The 23842-nt window shown below is 74.0% G+C and carries 20 protein-coding genes; 12 read left to right on the forward strand and 8 right to left on the reverse strand.

What is annotated here, in order from left to right; genetic code table 11:
• The 10 genes from ACIGW4_RS08955 to ACIGW4_RS09000 all read left to right on the forward strand — a co-directional run bounded on the left by ACIGW4_RS08955 (position 1) and on the right by ACIGW4_RS09000 (position 14123).
• Complete coding sequence (locus tag ACIGW4_RS08955) at positions 1 to 903, forward strand: carbohydrate ABC transporter permease (RefSeq protein WP_398708678.1); 903 nt, start codon at positions 1 to 3, stop codon at positions 901 to 903.
• 6 nt (positions 904 to 909) lie between these two features.
• A complete protein-coding gene (locus tag ACIGW4_RS08960) occupies positions 910 to 2175 on the forward strand; it encodes a 6-phospho-beta-glucosidase (RefSeq protein WP_123452372.1) in 1266 nt (421 codons plus the stop codon).
• The gene (locus ACIGW4_RS08965; RefSeq protein ID WP_399579354.1) at positions 2166 to 3155 is read left to right on the forward strand and encodes an N-acetylglucosamine kinase; all 990 of its coding nucleotides are present in this window, start codon (positions 2166 to 2168) and stop codon (positions 3153 to 3155) included. The genes ACIGW4_RS08960 and ACIGW4_RS08965 overlap by 10 nt, the downstream gene beginning before the upstream one ends.
• Before the next feature lie 291 nt (positions 3156 to 3446).
• A complete protein-coding gene (locus tag ACIGW4_RS08970; protein ID WP_399579357.1) occupies positions 3447 to 4874 on the forward strand; it encodes a hypothetical protein in 1428 nt (475 codons plus the stop codon).
• Positions 4875 to 4885: 11 nt separating this feature from the next.
• Entirely contained in the window at positions 4886 to 5917 is a 1032-nt protein-coding gene (locus ACIGW4_RS08975; RefSeq protein WP_399579360.1) for a glutamate ABC transporter substrate-binding protein, read from the forward strand.
• Positions 5918 to 5973: 56 nt separating this feature from the next.
• Entirely contained in the window at positions 5974 to 7260 is a 1287-nt protein-coding gene (locus ACIGW4_RS08980) for a hypothetical protein (protein ID WP_399579362.1), read from the forward strand.
• Positions 7261 to 7319: 59 nt separating this feature from the next.
• The gene (locus ACIGW4_RS08985) at positions 7320 to 9932 is read left to right on the forward strand and encodes a tetratricopeptide repeat protein (protein WP_399579630.1); all 2613 of its coding nucleotides are present in this window, start codon (positions 7320 to 7322) and stop codon (positions 9930 to 9932) included.
• A 2-nt stretch (positions 9933 to 9934) separates the two neighbouring features.
• Positions 9935 to 11323, forward strand: coding sequence for a PP2C family serine/threonine-protein phosphatase (locus ACIGW4_RS08990; protein WP_398708672.1), 1389 nt, complete (start codon positions 9935 to 9937; stop codon positions 11321 to 11323).
• Positions 11324 to 11388: 65 nt separating this feature from the next.
• Positions 11389 to 12714: a VWA domain-containing protein gene (locus ACIGW4_RS08995; protein WP_123452382.1), complete on the forward strand. Its 1326-nt coding sequence runs from the start codon at positions 11389 to 11391 to the stop codon at positions 12712 to 12714.
• A gap of 41 nt (positions 12715 to 12755) precedes the next feature.
• Positions 12756 to 14123: an FHA domain-containing protein gene (locus ACIGW4_RS09000; RefSeq protein ID WP_399579366.1), complete on the forward strand. Its 1368-nt coding sequence runs from the start codon at positions 12756 to 12758 to the stop codon at positions 14121 to 14123.
• Between the two features lie 9 nt (positions 14124 to 14132).
• Here the strand turns inward: ACIGW4_RS09000 and ACIGW4_RS09005 are convergent, their stop codons facing one another.
• Positions 14133 to 15083 carry a methyltransferase domain-containing protein gene (locus ACIGW4_RS09005; protein WP_123452386.1) on the reverse strand — a complete coding sequence of 317 codons (951 nt, stop codon included), beginning with the start codon at positions 15081 to 15083 and terminating at the stop codon, positions 14133 to 14135.
• Between the two features lie 120 nt (positions 15084 to 15203).
• Here ACIGW4_RS09005 and ACIGW4_RS09010 point away from each other — a divergent pair, with 120 nt between their 5' ends.
• Complete coding sequence (locus tag ACIGW4_RS09010; protein ID WP_123452388.1) at positions 15204 to 15608, forward strand: globin; 405 nt, start codon at positions 15204 to 15206, stop codon at positions 15606 to 15608.
• Between the two features lie 159 nt (positions 15609 to 15767).
• On the forward strand, positions 15768 to 16403 hold the full coding sequence (locus ACIGW4_RS09015) for a hypothetical protein (RefSeq protein WP_359587536.1): 636 nt from the start codon (positions 15768 to 15770) through the stop codon (positions 16401 to 16403).
• Here ACIGW4_RS09015 and ACIGW4_RS09020 read toward each other — a convergent pair.
• The 7 genes from ACIGW4_RS09020 to ACIGW4_RS09050 all read right to left on the reverse strand — a co-directional run bounded on the left by ACIGW4_RS09020 (position 16393) and on the right by ACIGW4_RS09050 (position 23841).
• A complete protein-coding gene (locus ACIGW4_RS09020; RefSeq protein ID WP_399579372.1) occupies positions 16393 to 16782 on the reverse strand; it encodes a GNAT family N-acetyltransferase in 390 nt (129 codons plus the stop codon). The two genes, ACIGW4_RS09015 and ACIGW4_RS09020, sit on opposite strands and share 11 nt — an antisense overlap.
• Positions 16779 to 17441, reverse strand: a complete 663-nt coding sequence (locus tag ACIGW4_RS09025; RefSeq protein WP_399579375.1) for a hypothetical protein — start codon at positions 17439 to 17441, stop codon at positions 16779 to 16781. The genes ACIGW4_RS09020 and ACIGW4_RS09025 overlap by 4 nt, the downstream gene beginning before the upstream one ends.
• Entirely contained in the window at positions 17438 to 17863 is a 426-nt protein-coding gene (locus tag ACIGW4_RS09030) for a thioesterase family protein (protein WP_123452396.1), read from the reverse strand. Before ACIGW4_RS09030 ends, ACIGW4_RS09025 begins: the two co-directional genes overlap by 4 nt.
• Before the next feature lie 7 nt (positions 17864 to 17870).
• Positions 17871 to 19535 carry an energy-dependent translational throttle protein EttA gene (gene ettA / locus ACIGW4_RS09035; RefSeq protein ID WP_123452398.1) on the reverse strand — a complete coding sequence of 555 codons (1665 nt, stop codon included), beginning with the start codon at positions 19533 to 19535 and terminating at the stop codon, positions 17871 to 17873.
• A gap of 198 nt (positions 19536 to 19733) precedes the next feature.
• On the reverse strand, positions 19734 to 21158 hold the full coding sequence (locus ACIGW4_RS09040) for an LAETG motif-containing sortase-dependent surface protein (protein WP_399579377.1): 1425 nt from the start codon (positions 21156 to 21158) through the stop codon (positions 19734 to 19736).
• A 225-nt stretch (positions 21159 to 21383) separates the two neighbouring features.
• Entirely contained in the window at positions 21384 to 21833 is a 450-nt protein-coding gene (locus ACIGW4_RS09045; protein WP_399579380.1) for a single-stranded DNA-binding protein, read from the reverse strand.
• A 193-nt stretch (positions 21834 to 22026) separates the two neighbouring features.
• The gene (locus ACIGW4_RS09050; protein WP_399579382.1) at positions 22027 to 23841 is read right to left on the reverse strand and encodes a GTP-binding protein; all 1815 of its coding nucleotides are present in this window, start codon (positions 23839 to 23841) and stop codon (positions 22027 to 22029) included.
• Position 23842: the final 1 nt, after the last annotated feature.

Raw genomic sequence — 23842 nt, forward strand, 5'->3', positions numbered from 1 at the left:
ATGACGACCGCGACCGCAACCGCCCCCTCGCCCTCCCCCGCCCAAACCGCGGCGAGCCCCGCCGAGAAGCGGGCCCGCCGCAAGGCGCTGCTGCACTGGATCGCCGTGCACTCGCTCGGCATCGCCGCCGCCCTGTTCTTCGTCCTCCCGTTCGTCTTCGTCTTCCTGACCTCCCTGATGAGCGACGAGCAGGCGCTCACCCGGGACCTGACGCCGAACTCCTGGCACTGGGACAACTACGTCCGGGTCTTCGAGACGGCCGGCTTCCTGACCTGGTGGAGGAACTCCCTGCTGTACGCGGGACTCGGCACCCTCCTCGTCGTGGTGTCCTCGATCCCCGTGGCGTACGCGCTCGCGAAGTTCCGCTTCCGGGGCCGGCACCTGTCGCTGCTGCTCGTCATCGCCATGATGATGCTGCCGCCGCAGGTCGTGATCATCCCCATGTACCTGTTCTGGGCGAAGCAGATGGACCTCTCCGGCACGCTGTGGCCGCTGATCGTCCCGATGGCGTTCGGCGACGCCTTCGCCGTCTTCCTGCTGCGCCAGTTCCTGCTGACCATCCCGAACGAGTACGTCGAGGCCGCCCGGATCGACGGCTGCGGCGAACTGGGCACCCTGGTGCGGGTCGTGCTCCCGATGGCGAAGCCGGGCATCGCCGCCGTCGCCCTCTTCCAGTTCTTCTACTGCTGGAACGACTACTTCGGGCCGCAGATCTACGCGTCCGAGAACGCGGCCGCCTGGACGCTCAGTTACGGCCTGGAGTCCTTCAAGGGCGCGCACCACACCGACTGGAATCTGACCATGGCCGCGACCGTCCTGGTCATGGCCCCCGTGATCCTCGTGTTCTTCTTCGCGCAGAAGGCGTTCGTCGAGGGAGTCACACTGACCGGAGTGAAGGGCTGATACGAGATGAAGCTCGCTGTCGTGGGGGGCGGTTCCACCTACACCCCCGAACTGATCGACGGATTCGCGCGCCTGCGCGACACCCTGCCCCTCACCGAACTCGTCCTCGTCGACCCCGCCGCCGAACGCCTGGAGCTCGTCGGCGGCCTGGCACGGCGGATCTTCGCCAAGCAGGGCCATGACGGCAAGGTCGTCACCACGGGCGACCTCGACGCCGGGGTCGAGGGCGCCGACGCCGTCCTGCTCCAGCTGCGGGTCGGCGGACAGGCCGCCCGCGAGCGGGACGAGACCTGGCCGCTGGAGTGCGGCTGCGTCGGCCAGGAGACGACGGGTGCCGGCGGTCTCGCGAAGGCGCTGCGGACCGTGCCGGTGGTGCTGGACATCGCCGAGCGGGTGCGGCGCACCAACCCCGACGCCTGGATCATCGACTTCACCAACCCCGTCGGGATCGTCACGCGCGCGTTGCTGCGGGCCGGGCACAAGGCCGTCGGGCTGTGCAACGTGGCCATCGGCTTCCAGCGGAAGTTCGCGAAGCTCCTCGGCGTCACCCCGTCCGAGGTCCACCTCGACCACGTCGGGCTCAACCACCTGACCTGGGAGCGGGCGGTACGGCTCGGGGGCCCCGAGGGCGAGGACGTGCTGCCCCGGCTGCTCGCCGGGCACGGCGACGCGATCGCCGGGGACCTGCGCCTGCCGCGCCCGGTCCTGGACCGGCTCGGCGTCGTCCCCTCGTACTACCTGCGGTACTTCTACGCGCACGACGAGGTGGTGCGGGAGCTCGGCACGAAGCCCTCGCGGGCCGCCGAGGTCGCGGCGATGGAGCGGGAGCTCCTGGAGATGTACGGGGACCCGGCGCTCGACGAGAAGCCGGCGCTGCTCGCCAAGCGGGGCGGCGCCTTCTACTCGGAGGCGGCGGTGGACCTGGCGGCCTCCCTGCTCGGGGGAGGAGGGTCGCCGTACCAGGTGGTGAACGCGTACAACAACGGCACGCTGCCGTTCCTGCCGGACGACGCCGTCATCGAGACGCAGGCGGCGGTCGGCCCCCACGGCGCCACCCCGCTGCCGGTCGCGCCGGTGGACCCGCTCTACGCCGGGCTGATCGCGAACGTGACGGCCTACGAGGACCTGGCCCTGGAGGCGGCGCTCCTCGGCGGCCGTGACCGGGTGTTCAAGGCGCTGCTCGCGCACCCGCTGGTCGGGCAGTACGCGTACGCCGACGGGCTCACCGACCGGCTGATCGCGCACAACCGGGAGCACCTCGCGTGGGCGTGAACCTGGACGGAACGCTCCTCGCGGTCGACGCGGGGAACAGCAAGACCGACGTCGCGGTGGTCTCCCGGGGCGGGACGGTCCTGGGGGCGGCGCGCGGCGGCGGGTTCCAGCCCCCTCTGGTGGGGGTGGGGGCGGCGATCGACGGGCTCGTGGAGATCGCCGGGAGGGCGTGGGCGGAGGCCGGCGGCGCCGGTCTCCCGCCGGAGTTCGCGCACGTCACGGCCTGTCTCGCCAATGCCGACCTGCCGGTGGAGGAGGCCGCGCTCCGGGAGGAGCTGCTCGGCCGGGGCCTGAGCCGGTCCGTACGGGTGCACAACGACACCTTCGCCGTCCTGCGGGCCGGACTCGACGAGCCGCGGGGCGTGGCCGTGGTGTGCGGGGCCGGGATCAACTGCGTCGGGATGACGCCGGACGGGCGGACCGCGCGCTTCCCCGCGATCGGGAAGATCTCCGGGGACTGGGGCGGGGGCGGCGGACTGGCCGACGAGGCCCTGTGGTTCGCGGCGCGCGCCGAGGACGGGCGGGGGCTGCCCACCGCCCTCGCCGGCGCGCTGCCCGCGCACTTCGGCCTGGAGTCGATGTACGCGCTGATCGAGGCGCTGCACCTGGGCGAGATCCCGATGGCGCGGCGGCACGAGCTGGCGCCGGTGCTGTTCGCGGTCGCGGCCGGGGGCGATCCGGTGGCGCTGTCGCTCGTGCACCGGCAGGCCGAGGAGGTCGTCGCCCTGTCGTACGTCGCGCTCCGCCGGCTCGGGCTGCACCACGAGGAGGCGCCGGTGATGCTGGGCGGCAGCGTGCTCGCCGCCCGCCACCCGCAGTTGGAGGAGCGGATCCGCGAACTCCTCGCGGTGCGGGCGCCGAAGGCGGTGATCGGCTTCGTGACCGCGCCGCCGGTCCTCGGCGCGGGGCTCCTCGCCCTGGACGAGGTGGCGGCGGGCCCGGAGGCGAAGGCCCGGCTGCGGGAGCGGTACGAGGGCTGAGCCCGGCGGGTGCGGGGCGTTCCGTCATGGGCGACGGGGCGCCCCGCACGCATGTTCACCTGTTCGAGCGATGGCCGATACGGAACCGATCCGGGCCGGACGACGTATTCAGAGTGAGGGGTTCGCCCGCTGATGCGTGGGAGGCATGGGGCACGATAGGTACAAGATCCAGTCAATCCCGGTGTGCGGACGGCCCCCTGCGGCCATACTGCTGGCCGGGTGGTCCACCACCGGAACCGGACCCACCGGCCGGCCGGACGGGCCGACGTCAGCGACCGAGGGGGAGGTCAAGTGACACACCCGCCGAACGCGCCCGCCGCCTCGGCGGCGCGGGGCACGGCTCAGGCGCCCGTGCGCCCCGGCGGCCTGCCCGCGCAGCCGTCGCCCGCGCCCGTCGCCGCCCCGCCCGCGGGGCGCGGCGCCTGGGCCGTGGGACGGGAGCGGCTGCGGGAGGCCGCGACCACCGAGCCCGGCCGCCTCCAGATCCTCGGAGCCGTACTGGCGCTGCTCGTCGTCGCGTTCGGGGCCGTCACCGCCCTGGAGGTCACCGGCCGGGCCTCCGCCGCCGACGACGTCGTCAGCCGCAGCCAGCCGCTGAGCGCCGACGCGGCCGCCATCTACCGCTCCCTCGCCGACGCCGACACCACCGCCGCGAGCGGATTCCTGGCGGGCACCCTGGAGCCCGCGGAGTCCCGCGCGCGCTACACCCGGGACATCACCACCGCCTCCCGGCTGCTCGTCAAGGCCGCGGCGAACACGGACGGTTCGTCCGCGTCGGCCCGCGAGATCGCCACCCTCAACGAGCAGCTCCCCCGCTACACGGGCCTGGTCGAGCGCGCCCGGGCCGCCAACCGGCAGGGGCTGCCGCTCGGCGGCGCCTACCTGCGGTACGCCAACCAGCAGATGACCAGCGCGCTCCTGCCGGCCGCCGAGCGGCTGTACGCGGCGGAGACGGAGCGGCTGCACCGGGACGACGACTCGGCCCGCCTCTGGCCGTTCCTGTCGCTCGTGCTCGGCCTGCTCGCCCTCGGCGTCCTCCTCTGGGCCCAGCGCCGCGACTACGCCCGCACCAACCGGGTCTTCAACCACGGGCTGCTCGCCGCCACCGCCGCCACCGTGGTCACCCTGCTGTGGCTCCTCGCCGCGCACACCGTGACGCGGGCCGAGCTGAACAGCGCGCGGGCGCACGGGCAGGAGTCCCTCCAGGTCCTCAACACCGCCCGGATCAGCTCGCTCACCGCCCGCGCCAACGAGAACCTGACCCTGGTCGCCCGGGGCGCCGTCCTCACCGAGGACGGCAGGAACGACAAGTACGAGGCGGACTACACGGCGAGCATGGGCGCCCTGACGACGGCGCTCGCCGCGGCGCGCGAGCTCGCCGACGACGACGCCGGGCGCGGCCCGGTGGACGACTCCGCCGCGCGCGCGGCGGACTGGCGCGAGCGCCACAAGGAAGCCCGCGCGAAGGACGAGGCCGGCGACTACGAGGGCGCCCTCGCCCGGGTCGTCGGCGCCGAGGACTCCACCGGCCGGTCCTTCGACCAGGTCGACGCGGCCCTGGAGCGGGCCCTCGCGCACGAGCAGTCCGAGTTCACCCGCTCCGCCGGGGCCGCCAGGGACGCGCTGACCGCGCTGCCGCTGGGCGCGGCGGCCCTAGGGATCCTGGGTGCGGCGGGCGCCGTGCTCGGCATCAACCGCAGACTGTCGGAGTACCGGTGAGAGGGGGCGGCATGCCGAACGGCACGGACCCGCTGATGCGGCGGGTCGCCAGGCGGCTGCGGGGCTGGGGCGGGGTGGCCACCATGGCCCTGGCCTGCGGGCTCACCGCCTCGCTGACCCTGCTGCCCCTCGCGCACGAGGGGAGCGGCGCGGCGGCCGCGCCCCGGACGCCCGGCCCCGGCGTGGGCACCGGCGTCCAGATCAAGGCCGACACCTGCGAGCACCCCGAGGCCTCCCTCACGCCCTCGTCGGCGGACGGCCCGTCGGTCCGGGCGATCAAGGACCGCGGGAAGCTGATCGTCGGCGTCGACCAGTCCAGCTACCGCTGGGGCTACCGGAACCCGGAGAAGGGTGTCCTGGAGGGCTTCGACATCGACCTGGCCCGGGCCATCGCCAAGGACCTCCTCGGCGACCCGACGGCGATCATCTTCCGCGCCATCCCGACCAACCAGCGGATCGCCGCGCTGAACAGCGGCAAGGTCGACCTCGTCGTGCGCACCATGACGATCAACTGCAAGCGGATCGAGCAGGTCGCCTTCTCCACCGCCTACTTCCAGGCCGGCCAGCAGGTCCTGGCGCCCAAGCTCGACAAGGGCATCACCGGCTACGACGCCTCGCTGCGCGGCAAGCGGATCTGCACCGCCGAGGGCTCCACGGCCTACGACGCCCTCGCGGAGAACTCCTTCGGCGCGGTCTTCAAGGACGAGGCCGACGGCACCAAGGACGACAAGGACCTGCTGACCGTCCCCAACCAGCTGGACTGCCTGGCCCGGCTCCAGATGGGCGAGGTCGACGCCGTCGTCACCGACAACGCCCTCGCGGCCGGCCAGGCCGCGCAGGACCCGGCGGTCGAGCTCAAGGGCCGGCCGTTCACGAAGGAGTACTACGGGGTGGCGGCCAAGCTGGGCAACGACGACCTGGTGCGCCGGGTCAACCAGGTCCTGGTGGGCTACCGGCAGGGCCCCTGGCAGGCCGCGTACAAGCAGTGGCTGGAGAAGGACCTCCCCGGGATATCGGGGCCACCCGCTCCGTTGTACAAGTAGCGGCCTTGTCCGCGCCCCGACGAGCAACCCTGTACACGAAGCGGAAGAGGTGACCGATGGGCGTCACGGGACCCCCCGGGCCGGTGATGGACCGGGACGAGGTGGACCGTGCGCTGGCGCGGCTCGGCGCCGAGCACAAGGCGATCGAGGACTCGCTCCTCGCGCTCCAGGACCACGCGGGCCGCAGGCTGCTCGAAGGGGCCGAGCTGACCGGGACGACCCGGGACCGGTGGGCGGCCGCCGAGCGGACCATCACCCTGCTCTGGACCTGCTTCGACGTGTACACCGGCGCCCTGCGGGAGGCCCGTGAGGTGCGCGCGCGGCGCCGCTGGCCCGGCCGGGAGGAGCTCGCGGAGCTGACCGACCGGCTGCGCGGCGACACCGTGCTCGTCCCGGGCGGGGCCGCCGAGGGCGCCCTGCTCACCGAGCGGTTCAGCCTGGAGGGGCTGGTCCGTCGGATGAACGAGCTGTACGCCTCCTCGCTCGACCTGGTCGTCACCGCCGACGCCGTCTGGTCGGCGCTGCCCGCCCGGATAGACCTGCTCGCCGCCGAGCTGGGCCGGACGCGTTCGCTGGCGCACTCGGTCGGCGTGCGGCCCGGGGAGCACCCGGCGGGCGACGAGCTGGAGGCGATCACGGCCGAGCTGACCGCGCTGCGCTCCCAGGTCGTGACCGACCCGCTGGCGTTCTGGCGACCGGCGGCGGGGAGTTCGGCGCCGGGCGGCGGGCGGCCCGACACCGAGCGGTACGACCGGGCCGCCCTGGCCCTGGAGGACGTCCGGCGCGAGATCGAGGCGGTCCTCGCGGTCCGGCAGGACTCCGAGGACCGGCTGCTCCGGCTGCGGGACGTGCTCTCGCGGGCGGACCGGACGCTGGCCGAGGCCCGTTCGGCGCGCGGCGAGGTCCTCGCGAAGATCGCCGCCTCCGAGGTGCCGGCCGTCAGCGGGCCGCCGATCGTGCTCCAGGAGCGGCTCGCGGCCGCCGCCGAGTACCGTCGGCGCGCCCAGTGGCACCGGCTCTCCCCGCTCCTGGAGTCCCTGGAGCGGGAGGCGGAGGACGAACTGATGCGGGCCCGCGAGCAGTTGACGGCGGTCACGGCGCCGCTGGCGGTCCGGGCCGAGCTGCGCGGCCGGCTCGACGCGTACCGGGCGAAGGTGGCGCGGCTCGGCGCGGCGGAGGATCCGCTGCTCGTCGAGCGGTACGACGCGGCGCGCCGGATGCTGTGGAGCGCGCCCTGCGATCTGCGGGTCGCGGAGCAGGCGGTGCTGCGCTACCAGCAGGCGGCGGCGGACGTCCTGTCCGGGCCGAGGGACGCGGGAGACGCGGGAGGACGACAGTGGTGAGCGGGGAGACGGGCGTGGGGAGCTGTCAGCGTCCTTCGTGCGAGGGTTCGTACGAGGACATGGGGGGCGGCGAGCTGTACTGCGACACCTGCGGGCTCGCCCCCGTCGTCGCGCCCGGGGGTCTGATCGGGTCGACGCCGACCGGGATGGCCGTGCCCGGCAAGGGGACGAGCGGTGTCGGCGGGCCGGACTCCGGCTCCTCGCGGAGCGGTTCGCGGGCCTCGTCCCGGGCCTCGTCCCGGTCCTCGACCTCGCGCCGGTCGGTCTCCGGCCGGCTCTCGCGCTCGCTCTCCGGCGCCTCCGGCGTCTCCACGGGCCGCTCGGTGTCGGTGCGCAGCTCGGGCTCGTCGACCGGGCAGTCCGCCCGGAACCGGCTGGGCGCGGGCCTGGTGACGATCCCCGAGGTGCCGCGCCCCGACCCGCGGGCGGCGGTGATGGAGAACGCCGAGGTCCCCGAGCGGAAGCGTTTCTGCTCCCGTTCGGACTGCGGGGCCCCGGTGGGCCGCGCGCGGGGCGACCGGCCGGGCCGCACGGAGGGCTTCTGCACCAAGTGCGGGCACCCGTACTCCTTCGTGCCGAAGCTGCGCGCCGGCGACATCGTCCACGGCCAGTACGAGGTCGCGGGCTGCCTCGCGCACGGCGGACTGGGCTGGATCTACCTCGCCGTCGACCGGGCCGTCTCCGACCGGTGGGTGGTCCTCAAGGGCCTCCTCGACACCGGCGACCAGGACGCCATGGCCGCGGCCATCTCCGAGCGCCGCTTCCTCGCCGAGATCGAGCACTCCAACATCGTCCGCATCTACAACTTCGTCGAGCACCTCGACCAGCGCACCGGCTCCATGGACGGCTACATCGTCATGGAGTACGTCGGCGGCAAGTCGCTCAAGGAGATCGCCAACGACCGGCGCACCCCCGACGGCCGGCGCGATCCGCTGCCGGTGGAGCAGGCCTGCGCGTACGGCATCGAGGCCCTGGAGGCGCTCGGGCACCTGCACAGCAGGAACCTGCTGTACTGCGACTTCAAGGTCGACAACGCCATCCAGACCGAGGACCAGCTGAAGCTCATCGACATGGGCGCGGTCCGGCGGATGGACGACGACGAGTCCGCGATCTACGGCACGGTCGGCTACCAGGCGCCGGAGGTGGCCGAGGTCGGTCCGTCGGTGGCGAGCGACCTGTACACGGTGGCGCGCACGCTCGCCGTGATGACCTTCGACTTCCAGGGCTACACGAACGTCTTCGTGGACTCGCTGCCCGACCCGGAGCACATCGAGGTCTTCCGGACGTACGAGTCGTACTACCGCTTCCTGGTCCGCGCCACCGACCCGGACCCGGCCCGCCGGTTCGCCTCCGCCCAGGAGATGGCGGAGCAGCTGACGGGCGTGCTGCGCGAGGTCGTGGCGCTCCAGTCGGGGCGGCCGCGGCCGGCGCTCTCCACGTTGTTCGGCACGGAGGTGCGGGTCACGGACACGGAGCTGTTCGCCGAGCTCACGGAGGACGTGTCACTGCTGGGCGCGCGCCGGGCGCGCGGGCGGCGAGGGGCCCCCGCCGCCGGGGCGCTGCCGCCGGGGGCGATCCCGGGGCAGGCGCCGGCCGCCGGGTCCGGTGCGGCACCGGGACGGACGCCTGGGGCGGTTCCGGGGCAGGCCCCCGGTGCGGCTCCGGGGCAGACCCCCGGTGCGGTTCCGGGGCAGGCGCCGGCCGCCGGGGCGTCCTCGTCCGCCGGGGCCGGGCTCGGAGGGGCGCTCGCGCCGCTCGACGCGCCCGCCACCGCGCTCGCGCTCCCCGTGCCGCGCGTCGACACGAGTGACCCCAACGCCGGTTTCCTCGCCGGTCTCGCGGCCGCCGCCCCGGGCGAGCTGCTCGGGGCGCTCCAGGCCGCGCCCACCCCCTCCGCCGAGCTTCGACTGCGCACCCTGCGGGCCCAGTTGGAGCTGGGCGACCTGCCCGCCGCCGCGCGGACCCTCGCGGGCCTGGAGGAGCGGGACCCGGACGACTGGCGGGTCGTCTGGTACCGGGGCGTGGCCTCCCTGGTGACCGGCGACCACGAGCACGCGGCGCTGGCCTTCGACGCCGTCTACGACGCCTTCCCCGGCGAGCCGGCGCCGAAGCTGGCCCTCGGGATCTGCGCCGAGGTCCTCGGCCAGCTGGACAACGCCGCCGAGTACTACCGCCTGGTGTGGGCCACGGACCCCGGCTTCGTCAGCGCGGCCTTCGGACTCGCCCGGGTGCGGCTCGCGGCCGGCGACCGCACCGGAGCCGTACAGGCCCTGGAATCCGTACCGGAGGCGTCGATCCACTACACGGCGGCGCGGGTCGCGGCCGTGCGGGCGCGGCTGCGGCGGCGCCCGGCGCACGAGCCGCTCGGCGCCGATCTGACGGCGGCCGCGGCGCAGGTCTCCGCGCTCCAGGGCTTCGGTCTGGACGCGGTGCGCCGGGAGCGGTTGTCGACGGAGGTGCTCGGGACGGCCCTCGACTGGGTACTCTCCGGGAGTCCCGGTGCGGCACCGGGCGGCGGCGCGCTGCTGCTCGGAAGTGAACTGGACGAGCGCGGACTGCGCTTCGGCCTCGAACGCTCGTACCGGGTGCTGGCCCGGCTCGCCCAGCGGGGCGAGGAGAGGATCGAACTGGTGGAGCGGGCCAACCGCTTCCGCCCCAGGACGTGGGTGTGAGGATGTCCCAGAAGCCGAAGCCGTCGCACGGACTCGCCGCCTGCCCGGGCTGCGCGGAGCCGCTGGACTCGGGTGACCGGTTCTGCGGGGCGTGCGGCTACGACCTGTCGGCCGTGCCGTCCGCCGAGGCCGGTCCCGACCGCCCGACCGTGGCGATCGGCACCCCCGTGACCTGGCCGGACGCCCCGCCCCGCGAACCCGGTTCGCTCTCGACCATGACCCAGCATCCGGGCGACCTCCCGGGCACCGACTCCGGCGGCCGTGACCTTCCGACGACGGAGATCCGCACGGACGGCCCCACGCCGCCCGAGCCGGTCCCCGCGTCCGGGTCCGCGTCCGCGTCCGCCGCGTCCGGTGGGGACTTCGAGCTGGCCGCGCCCGATCCCCGTGCCGCCGTGCGGGTCGACCAGGCTCCGGCCGCCGAGGCCGTACCCGCGCCCGCTCCCGCTCCCGAGGCCGCCCCCGCCGCCGTGCTCTGCGTGGCCTGCCGGGCCGGGCGGGTGGACACCGACGGGTACTGCGAGAACTGCGGGCACGCCCAGCCGCGCGAGCGCGACCACATGGAGCGGGAGCTCGCCGGCGTCGCCGCCGTCAGCGACCGCGGGCTGCGCCACCACCGCAACGAGGACGCGTTCGCCGTCTCGTCGACCACCCTGCCCGACGGCTCCCCCGCCACCCTCGCGATCGTCTGCGACGGCGTCTCCTCGGCGACCCGCCCCGACGAGGCCTCCGCCGCCGCCGCCGAGGCGGCCGGCGCCTCGCTGCTCGCCGCGCTGCCCCGGGGCACGCACCCGCAGCAGGCGATGCACGAGGCGATCGTGGCCGCCGCCGAGGCCGTCAACTCCCTCGCGGAGGAGCCCGGTCAGGACGGCGCGGAGCACGATCCGCACCGCCACCGCAACGCCCCGGCCTGCACCATCGTGGGCTCCGTCGTCGCCTCCGGCCTGCTCGTCGTGGGCTGGGTCGGCGACAGCCGGGCCTACTGGGTGCCGGACGACCGCAGCACCCCGCCCGCCCGGCTCACCGAGGACGACTCGTGGGCCGCGCAGATGGTCGCGGCGGGCCTGATGAACGAGGCCGAGGCGTACGCGGACGAACGCGCCCACGCGATCACCGGCTGGCTCGGCGCCGACTCGTACGAACTGGACCCGCACACCGCCGCGTTCAAGCCGGATCGTTCCGGCGTGGTGGTGGTCTGCACGGACGGACTGTGGAACTACGCGGAGGCCGCGGAGGACATGGCCCGCGTCGTCCCGGCGGACGCCGCGGACCGTCCGCTGGGCGCCGCGCAGGTCCTCGTCGGCCACGCCCTGGACGGCGGGGGCCACGACAACATCACGGTCGCCCTCGTCCCGTTCACCGCCGCACCCCGAGGGGCAGGATCCGCCTGAGAGCGGTCGCCGATCCCCGTCCCCTTCACCGTATGTCGCGCCTGTCGCGTAGGAGCCGAAAACAGATGGCGAACTTCTCCAAGCCGACCGTGCCCCAGTTCTCCGTGGACGTCTACCAGAACGAGTTCCTGCCGGAGGGCGGCCGGGACGTCAACGCGATCGTCACGGTCACCTCGACCGGCGGCGGCACCACCGGAGCCCTCGCGGGCGGCGGCCCGGCCTCCGCCGGTGTCGTGATCATGGTCGACTGCTCCGGCTCGATGGACTACCCCGCGACCAAGATGCGCGGCGCGCGGGAGGCCACCGCCGCCGCCGTCGACACCCTGCGCGACGGCACGCACTTCGCCGTCGTCGCCGGGACGCACGTCGCGAAGGAGGTCTACCCGGGGAACGGCGGCCTCGCGGTCGCCGACGCCCGGACCCGCGCCGAGGCGAAGGAGGCGCTGCGCCGGCTCTCCGCGGGCGGCGGCACGGCGATCGGCACCTGGCTGCGCCTCGCCGACCGGCTGCTCTCCTCCGCCGAGCTCACCATCCGGCACGGCATCCTGCTCACCGACGGCCGCAACGAGCACGAGTCGCCGGAGGAGCTGCGGGCCGCGCTCGACGCCTGCGCGGGCCGGTTCACCTGCGACGCGCGCGGGGTCGGCACGGACTGGGAGGTCAAGGAGGTCACCGGGATCGCCTCGGCCCTCCTCGGCACCGCCGACATCGTCGCCGACCCGGCCGGGCTCACCGCCGACTTCACGGCGATGATGGAGCACGCGATGGGCAAGGGCGTGGCGGACGTCGCGCTGCGCCTGTGGACCCCGGTGGGGGTCGAGATCATGTTCGTGAAGCAGGTGGCGCCGTCGGTCGAGGACCTGACGGGCCGGCGCACCGAGGCCGGGCCGCGCGCCGGGGACTACCCGACGGGCTCGTGGGGCGACGAGTCCCGCGACTACCACGTGAGCGTGCGGGTGCCGCAGGCGGCGGTCGGCCAGGAGATGCTCGCCGCCCGGGTCTCCCTGCTCGCCCCTGACCCGGCGGGCGGCGATCCGCGCCCGCTGTCTCAAGGACTGGTACGGGCGGTGTGGACGGACGACCTCGCGATGTCGACGTCGATCAACCCGCAGGTCGCGCACTACACGGGTCAGGCCGAGCTCGCGGACGCCATCCAGCAGGGTCTGGATGCCCGCAAATCGGGCGATCGCGACGGCGCGACGGCCAAACTGGGCCGTGCCGTGCAGCTCGCGGCGGCCTCCGGCAACGCGGACACCGCGAAACTGCTTTCGAAGGTGGTCGACGTGGTCGACGCGGCGACCGGTACTGTGCGTTTGAAGGCGAAGGTCGCGGAAGCGGACGAGATGACACTCGAGACCCGTTCCACCAAGACCGTTCGCGTCAAGAGGTAGCCCGGCCACCGGGCCGGACGACGAGAGGGGGAAGCACCGACATGCCGACCTGCCCGAACGGACACCAGTCGGTCTCCGACGACTGGTGCGAGGTCTGCGGCCATCGCATGGCCGGGGCGGGTGCGCCGACGGGTGCCGTACCGCCGCCTCCCCCGCCGCCGCCCCCCGCCTACGGATACCCCGGCCCCGCGGGCCCGGGCCAGCACGGTCCCGGCCCGGCCGGTCCCGGTCAGGCCCCGCCCGGCCCGCCGCCGGGCGCTCCCGGCGGCTTCGGTCCGGGAGGCCACGGTGGGCCCGGTGGCCCCGGCGTGCCCCCGCCCCCGGCCCCCGGCGGCTTCGGCCCCGGTGGCGACCCGAACGCGACGGCCCAGGCGGAGCTGTGCCCGCAGTGCCGTACGCCGCGCGAGCACATGGCGCCGTTCTGCGAGGAGTGCCGCTGGAACTTCCTCACGAACACGGCGACCTCGTACACGCCGCTGTCCCCGCACAACGCGCCCCACGGCGCCCCGCCGCAGCAGCCCGGGCCGCCGCCCGGCCTGAACCTGCCGCCGGGCTTCCAGTCCCCGCCGCCCGCGCCGCCGCAGCAGCAGCCGGACCCGTTCGGCTACCAGGGTTCGCGGCCCTCGCAGGTGAACCGGCCGGCCGAGCCGCTGGGCGCCGAGCCCACGCACCACCAGGCCCCGCCGCAGCGCCCGTCGGCGCAGCAGCAGCCGCCCGCCCCGCCCGCGTACCTCCAGGCGCCCGCCCAGGCCCCGGCCCCGCCCGCGCCGCCCCAGCCGCGCGCGGACGACGACTGGGTCCTGTCGCCGCCGTCGCAGCACCAGCCGCCCCAGGCCCCGCCGGCCCCGCCGCAGCACCAGGCACCGCAGGCGCCGCCGTACCAGGCACCCCCGCAGCACCAGGGGCACCAGGGCCCTCCGCCGCACCAGGGACCCCCGCCGCAGCACCAGGGGCAGCAGCAGCCTCCGCAGCAGTTCCAGCCGCCGCGGCAGCCGCAGCAGCCCCTGAGCTGGACCGCGGTCATCGGTCCCGACCGCGAGTACTTCATGGCGATGATGCAGCGCAGCGGTCCGGAGGCGACGGGCCTGAACCTGCCCGCGTACTCGCCGGACAAGCACGTGCCGCTCCGGGGCAACCAGGTCTCCATCGGCCGCCGTCGGCACTCCACCGGCGAGTCCCCCGACATCGACCTGTCGGTGCCGCCGGAGGACCCGGGCGTCTCGCACCAGCACGCCGTGCTGGTGCAGCAGCCGGACGGCTCGTGGGCGGTGGTGGACCAGAACTCCACCAACGGCACCACGGTCAACGGCGGCGAGGAGCCGATCCAGCCCTACGTCCCCGTCCAGCTCCAGGACGGCGACCGGGTGCACGTCGGCGCCTGGACCACGATCACGGTCCGGCTCGCCTGAGCGGCGGCCTCAGCGCAGGGGCCAGGCGTACGGCCCTCCGGGGTCGTCCAGCCAGGCCCACTGCCGGTCGCCGCTGACCGTCACCCCGAAGCGCTCCCGCCCCGGCCGCCGCTCGCGCAGCCAGAGCGAGAGCGCTTCGCGCCGGTCGAGGGTCCCGCCGACCAGACCCCACAGGAAGAGGAAGCGCTCGTCCCCGGCGGGCCCGGGGCGCGGGTTGTCGTGCTCCGGGGCCCCGGCGGCGACGCCCCGGAGCGCCACGAAGTACGCGGAGGTCGCGAGGAACCGCCCCTCCGCGTGCGCGGCGTCGCGCACCCGCAGCAGGATCAGCCCGGTGGACAGCGGCGCGAGGACGAGCGCGCCGGGCCGGCACTGGGCGAGCCAGGGATACGGGACGGAGGGCACCGCGCAGGTCGCCACGATCCGGTCGTACGGGGCGTGCTCGGGGCAGCCGCGGGCGCCGTCGGCGGCGAGCACGGCGGGCCGGTACCCGGCGGCGGCGAGGTGGGTCCGGGCGGACTCGGCGATCTCCTCGTCGAGGTCGACGGTGGTGACGTGCTCCTCGCCGAGGCGGTGGCAGAGCAGGGCCGCGTGGTAGCCGCTCCCGGCGCCGATCTCCAGGACGTCGTCCCCGTCGCGTACGTCCAGGGCGTCGAGCATCAGGGCCATCAGGGAGGGCTGGCTGGCGGAGGAGACCAGCTCCCCGTCCCGCACCCGGGTGGCGATCGCGGTGTCGGCGTACGCCCCGCGCAGCCAGCGGGCCCGGCGCTCCGGCTCGGGGTCGCCGGCCCAGAGCCGCTCGTAGCCGCCGGGCGCGGAGACGTAGTAGTACGGGACGAAGAGGTGGCGCGGCACCTCGGCGAAGGCCGCCCGCCAGGCGGGATCGGTCAGCAGGCCGTCCGCCTCGATCTCCCGCACGAGCGCGCGCCGCTCCCGCGCGCCTGCCTGGGCGAACTCGTCCATGGGTCCACTCTCCCGCCCTCCGGGGCTCCGGGGCGAGCGGCCGTACGGGCGGTCCGGGGGCGGTCGGGGAACGGTCCTAAGCCTCCGGTCCTCGGCCGGGGCATCTGAGACGATGGAACGGTGAACGAGATTCCCGGGGAAACGACGCAGGAGCAGACCTTCTACGAGCAGGTCGGGGGCGAGGAGACGTTTCGCCGCCTGGTCCGCCGCTTCTACGAAGGGGTCGCGGCCGACCCGCTGCTGCGCCCGATGTACCCCGAGGAGGACCTCGGCCCGGCCGAGGAGCGACTCGCCCTCTTCCTGATGCAGTACTGGGGCGGCCCCCGCACCTACAGCGACCACCGCGGCCACCCCCGCCTCCGGATGCGCCACGCGCCGTTCACCGTGGACCGGGCCGCCCACGACGCCTGGCTGCGCCACATGCGCGACGCCCTCGACTCGCTCGGCCTGGCGCCGGAGCACGAGAGCGAGCTGTGGCGGTATCTGACGTACGCGGCGGCCTCGATGGTGAACAGCGCGAACTGAGGGTGAGCAGCGCGGACTAGCGGGTCGCCGCCCCGCGGCCCGCACGGCGGGAGCGCCCCCGGCCCACGGCGCGGCGCAACCGGACACGGTGGAAAGGGCGTCCCCACCCACGGATCCGGCGGATCCGGCCGACTGCCGAAGCCGTTCACGGGGGTGCCCATGCGCAAGGCCGTGCCGTACGCCGGGGCGCTGCTCGTGCCCGCCGTCGCCGGAACGCTCCTGTGGCGGTGGGCGGACCGGAGCCTGCGGAGCCCGCACGGCCTGCCCACCGTCCTGGCGCTGGTCGGCGGCCTCGCACTGACCGCCGTCGCGCTCCTGGCGCACAACGCGCTCTTCCGCGAGGGCGGCGGCATCGCCGCGGTCGTCCTGCTCCTGGCGGGCCTGACGGCGGTCTGGGTGGAGGCGCGGGATTCCGCGGTCCTCGGCGCGGTCACCGACTGCGTCGTGGTGGGCGAGGTCCGGGTGACCCACCACCCGACCTTCGGCGAGGGCGCGCCGGCCCCCAAGACGCTCTACCACCACACGCTGGACTGCGTCGGCGGCTATCCCGCCGAGTTCTCGGCCGAGGAGCGGATCGCCGGGCCGGGCGGGGCGGTCCGGATCGCGTACGACCCCGACCGCCGCATGGATCCGGTCCTCGCCCGCGACAACGAGTCCCACGGCTCCCCGGTGATCCCGACGTCCCTGCTCGTGCTCTCGGCGGCGCTGTCGGTGACCGCGATCGCGCGGGAGGGACAGGGGGAGGGAGACGGGGAAGGACGTGGGGAGGGCCGTCGGAAGGGACTCAGCTCGTGAGGTCCATGAGCCCGGCGGCGGTGGGCCGGAAACCGCAGCGCTCGTGGAAGGCGGCGAGGTGCGGCTCGTAGTCCACGTGCAGCCAGTGCGCGCCGCGCTCGCGGGCGGCCGCGGCGGCGGTCCGCACGAGGGTGGCGCCGAGGCCCCGGCGGCGCTCGTCGGGGTGGACGGTGGTGTCGAGGAGGAAGGCGTGGACGCCGCCGTCCCCGACGACGTTCACGTATCCGACGAGCCGCCCGGCGCGGCGGGCGGTGACCCGGAGCAGGCTGCGGGCGAGGACGGAACCGAAGTCGGTGTCCCGGTGTCCGGGCCAGGCGGCGCGGAAGAGGACGTTGAGCTCGTCCCCGCCGAGAGGCCCGTCGACCTGGACCTCGGTCATCGGGGGGCGACGCCCAGCGAGAGCGGGGGCACGGTGCGCAGCGCGATCGAGCCGTACGGGGTACGCAGCCGCAGCCACGGCCCGGAGGCGAACAGGGCCGTCGGCGCCTCCCCCGGGGGAAGGAAGCCGAGGGACTGCGCGGCGTGCACGGCGCGCAGCGGCAGCCCGGTGGCGCCGAGGGTCCGGGACCAGATCTCGCGGCCGAGGGCGTCGCGCTCGGCCCGGGTGCGCCGCTCCTCGGGCAGTTCCTCGTCCCGCGCCCGGAACTCGGCGACGGCGGCGGCGACCGCGCCCCGCAGCTCCGGGACGCCCGGCAGCCCGGGGACCGGCTCCCAGCCGCCGCGCGGCGGGAGGACCCCGGTCCACGGCGGGCCGGTCACGGAGTCCGGGACGACCGCCTTGCCGGCCGACTCCTCGATGCCGTCGAGGAGTTCACCGGCGGAGACGGTGACGTCGAGGTCCACCGCGTCGACGAGCCGGGCGGTGCGGATCGCGAGCACCTCGAACGACGGCGGCCGCCCGAAGACCGCCAGCGCCCCGCCGCCGGCCTGGAGGCGGACGGCGGCGGCCCGGTCGTAGTGGACGAGCCGGGTGAGGAAGGCGGCGAGGGCCGCCGCCTCCCGGGCGTCGGCGAAGTGCAGCGGAGCGAGCACGGTCATGCGGCCGACGACATCCCGTCGTCCACGTACTCCTGGAGGAACTCGCGCTCCTCGGCGGAGATCCGCCGGGGCCGCTGCGCCTCCAGGTCGAAGGGCACGACGACCGTCGAGGCCCGCACGTACGTGACGTCCGGATCCTTGATCTCGTACGCGATCGTCAGGGACGCCGCGCCTATCTTCGTGACCCACGACTCGATGGTCACCGGCTCGTGCCGGTGGACCAGCGGCCGCACGTAGTCGATCTCGTGCCGGGCCACGACGGACCCGCCGGAGAACGAGGGGGAACCGTCCCCCGGCGCCAGCCGGAACATGAAGTCGATCCGCGCCTCTTCCAGGTACCGCAGGAAGACGACGTTGTTGACGTGCCCGAAGGCATCCATGTCCGACCAGCGCAGGGGACAGCTGTAGATGTGCCTCGCCATGAAGTGATCAGCCTCGGGTCAGCTTCTTGTACGTGGCACGGTGCGGACGGGCCGCGTCCGGGCCGAGGCGCTCGATCTTGTTCTTCTCGTACGACTCGAAGTTGCCCTCGAACCAGAACCACTTCGAGTCGCCCTCGTACGCGAGGATGTGGGTGGCCACTCGGTCCAGGAACCAGCGGTCGTGGGAGATGACCACGGCCGCGCCGGGGAACTCCAGGAGCGCGTTCTCCAGCGAGGACAGGGTCTCGACGTCGAGGTCGTTGGTCGGCTCGTCGAGGAGCAGCAGGTTGCCGCCCTGCTTGAGGGTGAGCGCGAGGTTCAGACGGTTGCGCTCACCGCCGGAGAGCACGCCGGCCGGCTTCTGCTGGTCCGGGCCCTTGAAGCCGAACGCGGAGACGTAGGCGCGGGAGGGCATCTCGACGTGGCCGACGTTGATGTAGTCGAGCTCGTCGGAGACGACGGCCCACAGCGTCTTCTTCGGGTCGATGTTGGCGCGGCTCTGGTCGACGTACGAGATCTTGACGGTCTCGCCGACCTTGACGGAGCCGGAGTCCGGGGTCTCCAGACCCTGGAGCATCTTGAAGAGCGTGGTCTTGCCGGCGCCGTTCGGGCCGATGACGCCGACGATGCCGTTGCGCGGCAGGGTGAAGGACAGGTCGTCGATGAGGACCTTGTCGCCGAAGGCCTTCGACAGGTTCTCGACCTCGACGACGATGGAGCCCAGACGCGGGCCCGGCGGGATCTGGATCTCCTCGAAGTCCAGCTTCCGCATCTTGTCGGCCTCGGCCGCCATCTCCTCGTAGCGCGCGAGACGGGCCTTGGACTTGGCCTGACGCCCCTTGGCGTTCGACCGCACCCACTCGAGCTCTTCCTTGAGGCGCTTGGCGCGCTTGGCGTCCTTCTGGCCCTCGACCTTGAGGCGCTCGGACTTCTTCGTCAGGTAGGTCGAGTAGTTGCCCTCGTAGGGGTGGGCGCGACCGCGGTCGAGCTCCAGGATCCACTCGGCGACGTTGTCGAGGAAGTACCGGTCGTGGGTGATGGCCACGACGGTGCCCTTGTACTGGGCGAGGTGCTGCTCCAGCCAGTTCACCGACTCGGCGTCGAGGTGGTTGGTGGGCTCGTCGAGGAGCAGCAGGTCGGGGGCCTCCAGGAGGAGCTTGCAGAGCGCCACGCGGCGCTTCTCGCCACCGGAGAGGTTGTTCACCGGCCAGTCGCCGGGCGGGCAGCCCAGGGCGTCCATGGCCTGCTCCAGCTGGGCGTCGAGGTCCCACGCGTTGGCGTGGTCCAGGTCGTCCTGGAGCTTGCCCATCTCCTCCATGAGCTCGTCGGTGTAGTTCGTCGCCATCTCTTCGGCGATCGCGTTGAACCGGTTGAGCTTGCCCTTGATCTCGGCGACGCCGTCCTCGACGTTCTCCAGGACGGTCTTGGACTCGTCGAGCTTCGGCTCCTGCATGAGGATGCCGACGGAGTAGCCGGGCGACAGGAACGCGTCACCGTTGGACGGCTGCTCAAGGCCCGCCATGATCTTCAGAACGGTGGACTTACCGGCACCGTTCGGGCCGACCACACCGATCTTCGCACCCGGCAGGAAGCTCAGCGTCACGTCATCCAGGATGACCTTGTCGCCGTGCGCCTTGCGCGCCTTGCGCATCGTGTAGATGTACTCAGCCAAGAGAAACCGTCCGGCAAAGAGTGAGTGGGCAGATACACCCCATCTTGCCTGACCGCCACCCCTGGGTGCGAACCAGTAGGCGGGGAGCCCCCTGATCCGCGCTTCTCCGGGGCGGCCCCGCGGGCCTTTCGGACGTGCGACGACCCCGGCCGCGGGTGCGGTCCGGGGTCGTGCGGGGTCACGCGGTCAGGCCTGGGCTCACTGGCCGGCGGCCTTCTTCTTGCGGAGGAAGAACACCGCGCCGCCGCCGATCACGACGAGCGCGGCGGCGATGCCGGCGATCATCGGGGTGGCGCTGGAGCTGCCGGTCTCGGCGAGGTCGCCGCCACCGGTCGTGGTGGCGCCGGTGGTGTCACCGGTCGTGCCGCCCGTGGTGGACGGGGTGGAAGGCGTGGCCGAGGGGGTGGTGGAGGGGGTCTCCGACGGCTTCGGGCCGGGGGTGGCCGTCTTGCAGTCCAGGACGCCCTCGAAGGTCTCCTCGAAGCCGTTCGGGCCGGTGATCGTGAACTTGTACGCCTCGTCCTCGGCGAGCGGGAGGGCGATGTTCTTCGTCTCACCGGCACCGACCGTGTACGAGGTGCCCTTCAGGTCGAAGGTCCAGGCCTCGTCGCCCTTGTTGGAGGCGATGATCTCCAGGCCGCCCTTGGCGCAGTCCTTGGCGACCGTGACGGACGGGACGGCACCCTTCTTGGCCCACGTGGCGGAGGCCTTGGCGGTGACCGTGGAGTCGCTGGAGCCGGCCAGGATCAGGGTCTGCGACGGGCCGTCGACGGAGACGAAGGCACGGCCGAGCGAGACCTTGGTGGTGGCCTCGGCGGTCAGCTCGGCGGTGCCGTCGGCGGTGCCGGCCGGGACGTCGAAGTAGATCTGGTCGCCGTTCTTGGCGTCGGTGACCGGCTTGCCGTCCTTGTCGACGACCTTGACTCCGGCGGAGGCACCCGGGGCGGCCGCGAGCTTGGCGGTGGCGTTGGTGGTGACGGTGATCGGGCCGAGCTTCTCGCCGGCCTTGCCCGCCACGGTGGCCGGGGAGAGGCTCAGGGAGGCCGTCGGCTCGTCGAGCTCGACCGCCTTCTCCAGCAGGTACTCCTTCAGCTTCTCCGCGTCCTCGTCCTTGGGCGTGGCGACGACGTTGTCAGAGAGGGTCCAGATGGCGGCCTGCGTACCGGCCGCGGCCTCCTGCTTGGAGAGGTCGACCCCCACGTTGCCGCCGAGGGTCTCGGCGGACAGCTTCGGGTAGGCGTGCTCCAGGATCCAGAGGATCTTGCCCGCGTTGCCGTTGTTGTGCAGGGAGGACTCGTCCCAGCCGACTTCCTTGTAGTTGAAGTCGCGCTTGGCCGGGGTGCGGAGGTCGATGCAGTAGGTGAAGAGGCTTCCTCCGCCGTCCACCTCCATCTTGAACAGACCACCGTTGACGGACCACTTGGTGCCGTCCTTCTCGGTGATCTCGACGGCGCCCGCGTCCTCCGTCATGCCGCCGAACTTCGCCATGGCGCCACCGGCACCCGGGGCGTTGTCATCGGCCAGGGCCGGACCGGCGGTCGCCATCGCGCCGGTCGCGACGAGGCCGGAGACCAGGATCGTGGCGGCGAGACGGGCAACGCCACGCCCACGAACTGAAAACATTGGATTCCCCTCCGGGCGAGACACTCCGCGAACTTGGTCGATTCGCGTGGGGGGAGCGCACGCCAGCAAGACTCACAGACTCGATGGGCTCACGTGCCACATGAGTATTCGGGAATCCTAGGGACGCGGAACCCCCCGGTGCCCTGTCGTACGGTCAGATAACCATTCCGACTCGGAATCGTTATCGGCAAGGCGAGTTGGTCGACAAATCCCCACAACACAAGGTCAGGACGCGGTTACCAACTGGGGTGGCACGGCCGTCCCCTCCTCCGCCGCCACCGCCCACGGGTCCTGCTCCGACTGCGGTTTGGGCTCCACCCGGGCGGCGCGCCGGAAGGCTGCCGTCCCCCTGCTCAGGTCGTGCCCCACGGCCGTCGCGTCCACGTCCACGAAGGTCTTGCGCTGTCCGTCGCGCTCCTCCTCACGGACCTTCAGCCGCCCGTGCACGACGAGCGGTTCCCCCACGGAGACCGAGGCGGCGAGGTTGGCACCGAGCGAGCGCCAGGCCGACACCGTGTAGAAGCTGGTGTTCCCGTCGGACCAGAGTCCCCGCTCCCGGTCCCAGCGGCGCGCGGTCACCGCGAACCGGAAGCGGGCCACTCCGCCCGCCGCCGTGTCCCGGTACTCCACCGCCGTCGCCACGTTCCCGACGAGCGTCACGGTCGTGTCGTTCATGGTTCCGCCCCCATTCTTCCGGCTCTTCCGGTTTCTCCGGCTCTTCCGGTGTCCTGCTGCGTGGACACCCCGTGGGAACCATGCTGGGGCGGCCGGGCGCACCGCGCTCCGGCCTGTGCACAACCGCGCGCCTGGGGACGACGCCCTCACCCGGGAGGGGGAACCGTCCCGCACCCGACGCCCCGGCGACCGGTCACCTCACCCGCGCTCCCGCCCGCGTCGCGCCCAGCCGGCCCGTACCGGAGCGGCCGCCGCCTCGGCCGCCGACGACGATCCGGGACGTCGGCGGGCGCGAGCCCACCACCGTCGCGTACTGCTCGCGCACCTCCCGGTAGCGCATCAGCTCCGCCGCCACCGGGTCGAGGACCCGGGCCCGTCCGCAGGCCGCGGCGGCCTCCCGCAGGCGGCGTTCGGCCTCCTGCCCGTACCGGCGGGCCGGGCCCTTCACGGCGCCCTCGCAGGCCCATTCGACGAGCGGGCCGCCGATGATCCCGCCGAGCATCACGAGGACCGGCGGCAGCAGGCCCGGCTCGACGACGCCCAGGATCTGCCCCACCAGCCACAGCGCGCCGAAGATCTGCAGGAGCGTCATCACCGCCTGGGCGAGGACGGCCGCGGGCCACCAGGCGGGCCGGGGCGGCCGGGCGGCCGGGTCCCCCATGGAGACCGTCAGCTCGTCCAGGGCCTCCGGCAGCCCCTCGGCCCCGCGCACCGCCGCCTCGCGCACCGCCTGGGCCCAGGGCACCGGAAGGCCCCGCGAGGCCTCGTCGGCGACGATCCGTACGGCCTGCTCGACGCGTTGGCGGGCCGTCAGCTCGTCCTCGACGGGGACTTCGAGGCGGGGGTCGGTGGAGCCGTGCGCACGCATCCGCTCGTACCAGCGGTAGAGCCGCAGCCAGGGGGTGCCGCAGGCGCGGATGGCGCCCCGGCGCCAGACCCGCTCGGCGGCCTCGCCCGCGGCCTGGGCGCCGACGGCGACGGCGAGCCGGTCCGTGAAGGCGTCCCGGGCCCGTTCGTCGAGGCCGGTCCGCCCGTCGGCGACGTACGCCTGGCGCAGCCGGGCCGCGGCGGCGTCGACGTCGGCGGCGAGCCGGCGCTCGGGAGCGGTGCGTTCCTGGACGAACCGGGCGACGGCCTCGCGCAGTTCGGGCACGCCCTCGCCGGTCAGGGCGGAGACGGCGAGGACGGTCGCGCCGGGTTCGCCGTGCTCGCCGAGCGCCACGCCGTCCTCGTCGAGGAGGCGGCGCAGGTCGTCGAGGACGAGGTCGGCGGCCTCGGTGCCGAGCCGGTCGATCTGGTTGAGGACGACGAAGGTGACCTCGGCGTGCCCGGCGAGGGGCTGCAGGTAGCGCTCGTGGAGGGCGGCGTCGGCGTACTTCTCCGGATCGACGACCCAGATCACGGCGTCGACGAGGCCGAGGATCCGGTCGACCTGGTCGCGGTGGGCGGTGACGGCGGAGTCGTGGTCGGGCAGGTCGACGAGGACGAGTCCCTGGAGCTCGGTGTCGCCGGCGCCGCCCGCGAGGGGGCGGCGGCGCAGCCTGCTGGGGACCGCGAGCCGGTCGAGCAGTCCGGCGGCGCCGTCGGACCAGCTGAGCGCGATGGGCGCGGAGGTGGTGGGGCGGCGCAGTCCGGTCTCGGAGACGGGCACGCCGGCGAGGGCGTTGAAGAGCGTGGACTTCCCGCTGCCGGTGGCGCCGGCGACGGCGATCACGGTGTGCCGGGAGGAGAGCCGCTGGCGGGCCGCGGCCTCGTCGAGGACGCGTCCCGCCTCGGCAAGGGCCTCGCTCTCGACCCGGGTGCGGGAGAGCCCGACGAGCTCGTGGAGGGCGTCGAGACGGCGGCGGAGGGGCCCGCCGTAGCTGCCGCCGAGGGGCGGCAGGTCGTCCTCCTCCTGCGGCTTCGCCGGCGCCTTCTCCTCCGCGACCACGGCCTTCTCGGCCGCGCGCCGCGCGATCAGCCCGTCGTCCCAGCGCGCGCGGTCACGCTCCCGGTCGTCGTCCACCACG

This window comes from Streptomyces sp. NPDC053513 (genome assembly GCF_044544765.1).
GTDB lineage: Bacteria > Actinomycetota > Actinomycetes > Streptomycetales > Streptomycetaceae > Streptomyces > Streptomyces litmocidini.

What these genes read in the sequence shown, in the direction of transcription:
- ACIGW4_RS08955 (WP_398708678.1), top strand. Translation starts at nt 1, where the DNA reads ATGACGACCGCGACCGCAACCGCCCCCTCGCCCTCCCCCGCCCAAACC.
- ACIGW4_RS08960 (WP_123452372.1), top strand. Translation starts at nt 910, where the DNA reads ATGAAGCTCGCTGTCGTGGGGGGCGGTTCCACCTACACCCCCGAACTG.
- ACIGW4_RS08975 (WP_399579360.1), top strand. Translation starts at nt 4,886, where the DNA reads ATGCCGAACGGCACGGACCCGCTGATGCGGCGGGTCGCCAGGCGGCTG.
- ACIGW4_RS08980 (WP_399579362.1), top strand. Translation starts at nt 5,974, where the DNA reads ATGGGCGTCACGGGACCCCCCGGGCCGGTGATGGACCGGGACGAGGTG.
- ACIGW4_RS08985 (WP_399579630.1), top strand. Translation starts at nt 7,320, where the DNA reads ATGGGGGGCGGCGAGCTGTACTGCGACACCTGCGGGCTCGCCCCCGTC.
- ACIGW4_RS08990 (WP_398708672.1), top strand. Translation starts at nt 9,935, where the DNA reads ATGTCCCAGAAGCCGAAGCCGTCGCACGGACTCGCCGCCTGCCCGGGC.
- ACIGW4_RS08995 (WP_123452382.1), top strand. Translation starts at nt 11,389, where the DNA reads ATGGCGAACTTCTCCAAGCCGACCGTGCCCCAGTTCTCCGTGGACGTC.
- ACIGW4_RS09000 (WP_399579366.1), top strand. Translation starts at nt 12,756, where the DNA reads ATGCCGACCTGCCCGAACGGACACCAGTCGGTCTCCGACGACTGGTGC.
- ACIGW4_RS09005 (WP_123452386.1), bottom strand. Translation starts at nt 15,083, where the DNA reads ATGGACGAGTTCGCCCAGGCAGGCGCGCGGGAGCGGCGCGCGCTCGTG.
- ACIGW4_RS09015 (WP_359587536.1), top strand. Translation starts at nt 15,768, where the DNA reads ATGCGCAAGGCCGTGCCGTACGCCGGGGCGCTGCTCGTGCCCGCCGTC.
- ACIGW4_RS09020 (WP_399579372.1), bottom strand. Translation starts at nt 16,782, where the DNA reads ATGACCGAGGTCCAGGTCGACGGGCCTCTCGGCGGGGACGAGCTCAAC.
- ACIGW4_RS09025 (WP_399579375.1), bottom strand. Translation starts at nt 17,441, where the DNA reads ATGACCGTGCTCGCTCCGCTGCACTTCGCCGACGCCCGGGAGGCGGCG.
- ACIGW4_RS09030 (WP_123452396.1), bottom strand. Translation starts at nt 17,863, where the DNA reads ATGGCGAGGCACATCTACAGCTGTCCCCTGCGCTGGTCGGACATGGAT.
- ACIGW4_RS09040 (WP_399579377.1), bottom strand. Translation starts at nt 21,158, where the DNA reads ATGTTTTCAGTTCGTGGGCGTGGCGTTGCCCGTCTCGCCGCCACGATC.
- ACIGW4_RS09045 (WP_399579380.1), bottom strand. Translation starts at nt 21,833, where the DNA reads ATGAACGACACGACCGTGACGCTCGTCGGGAACGTGGCGACGGCGGTG.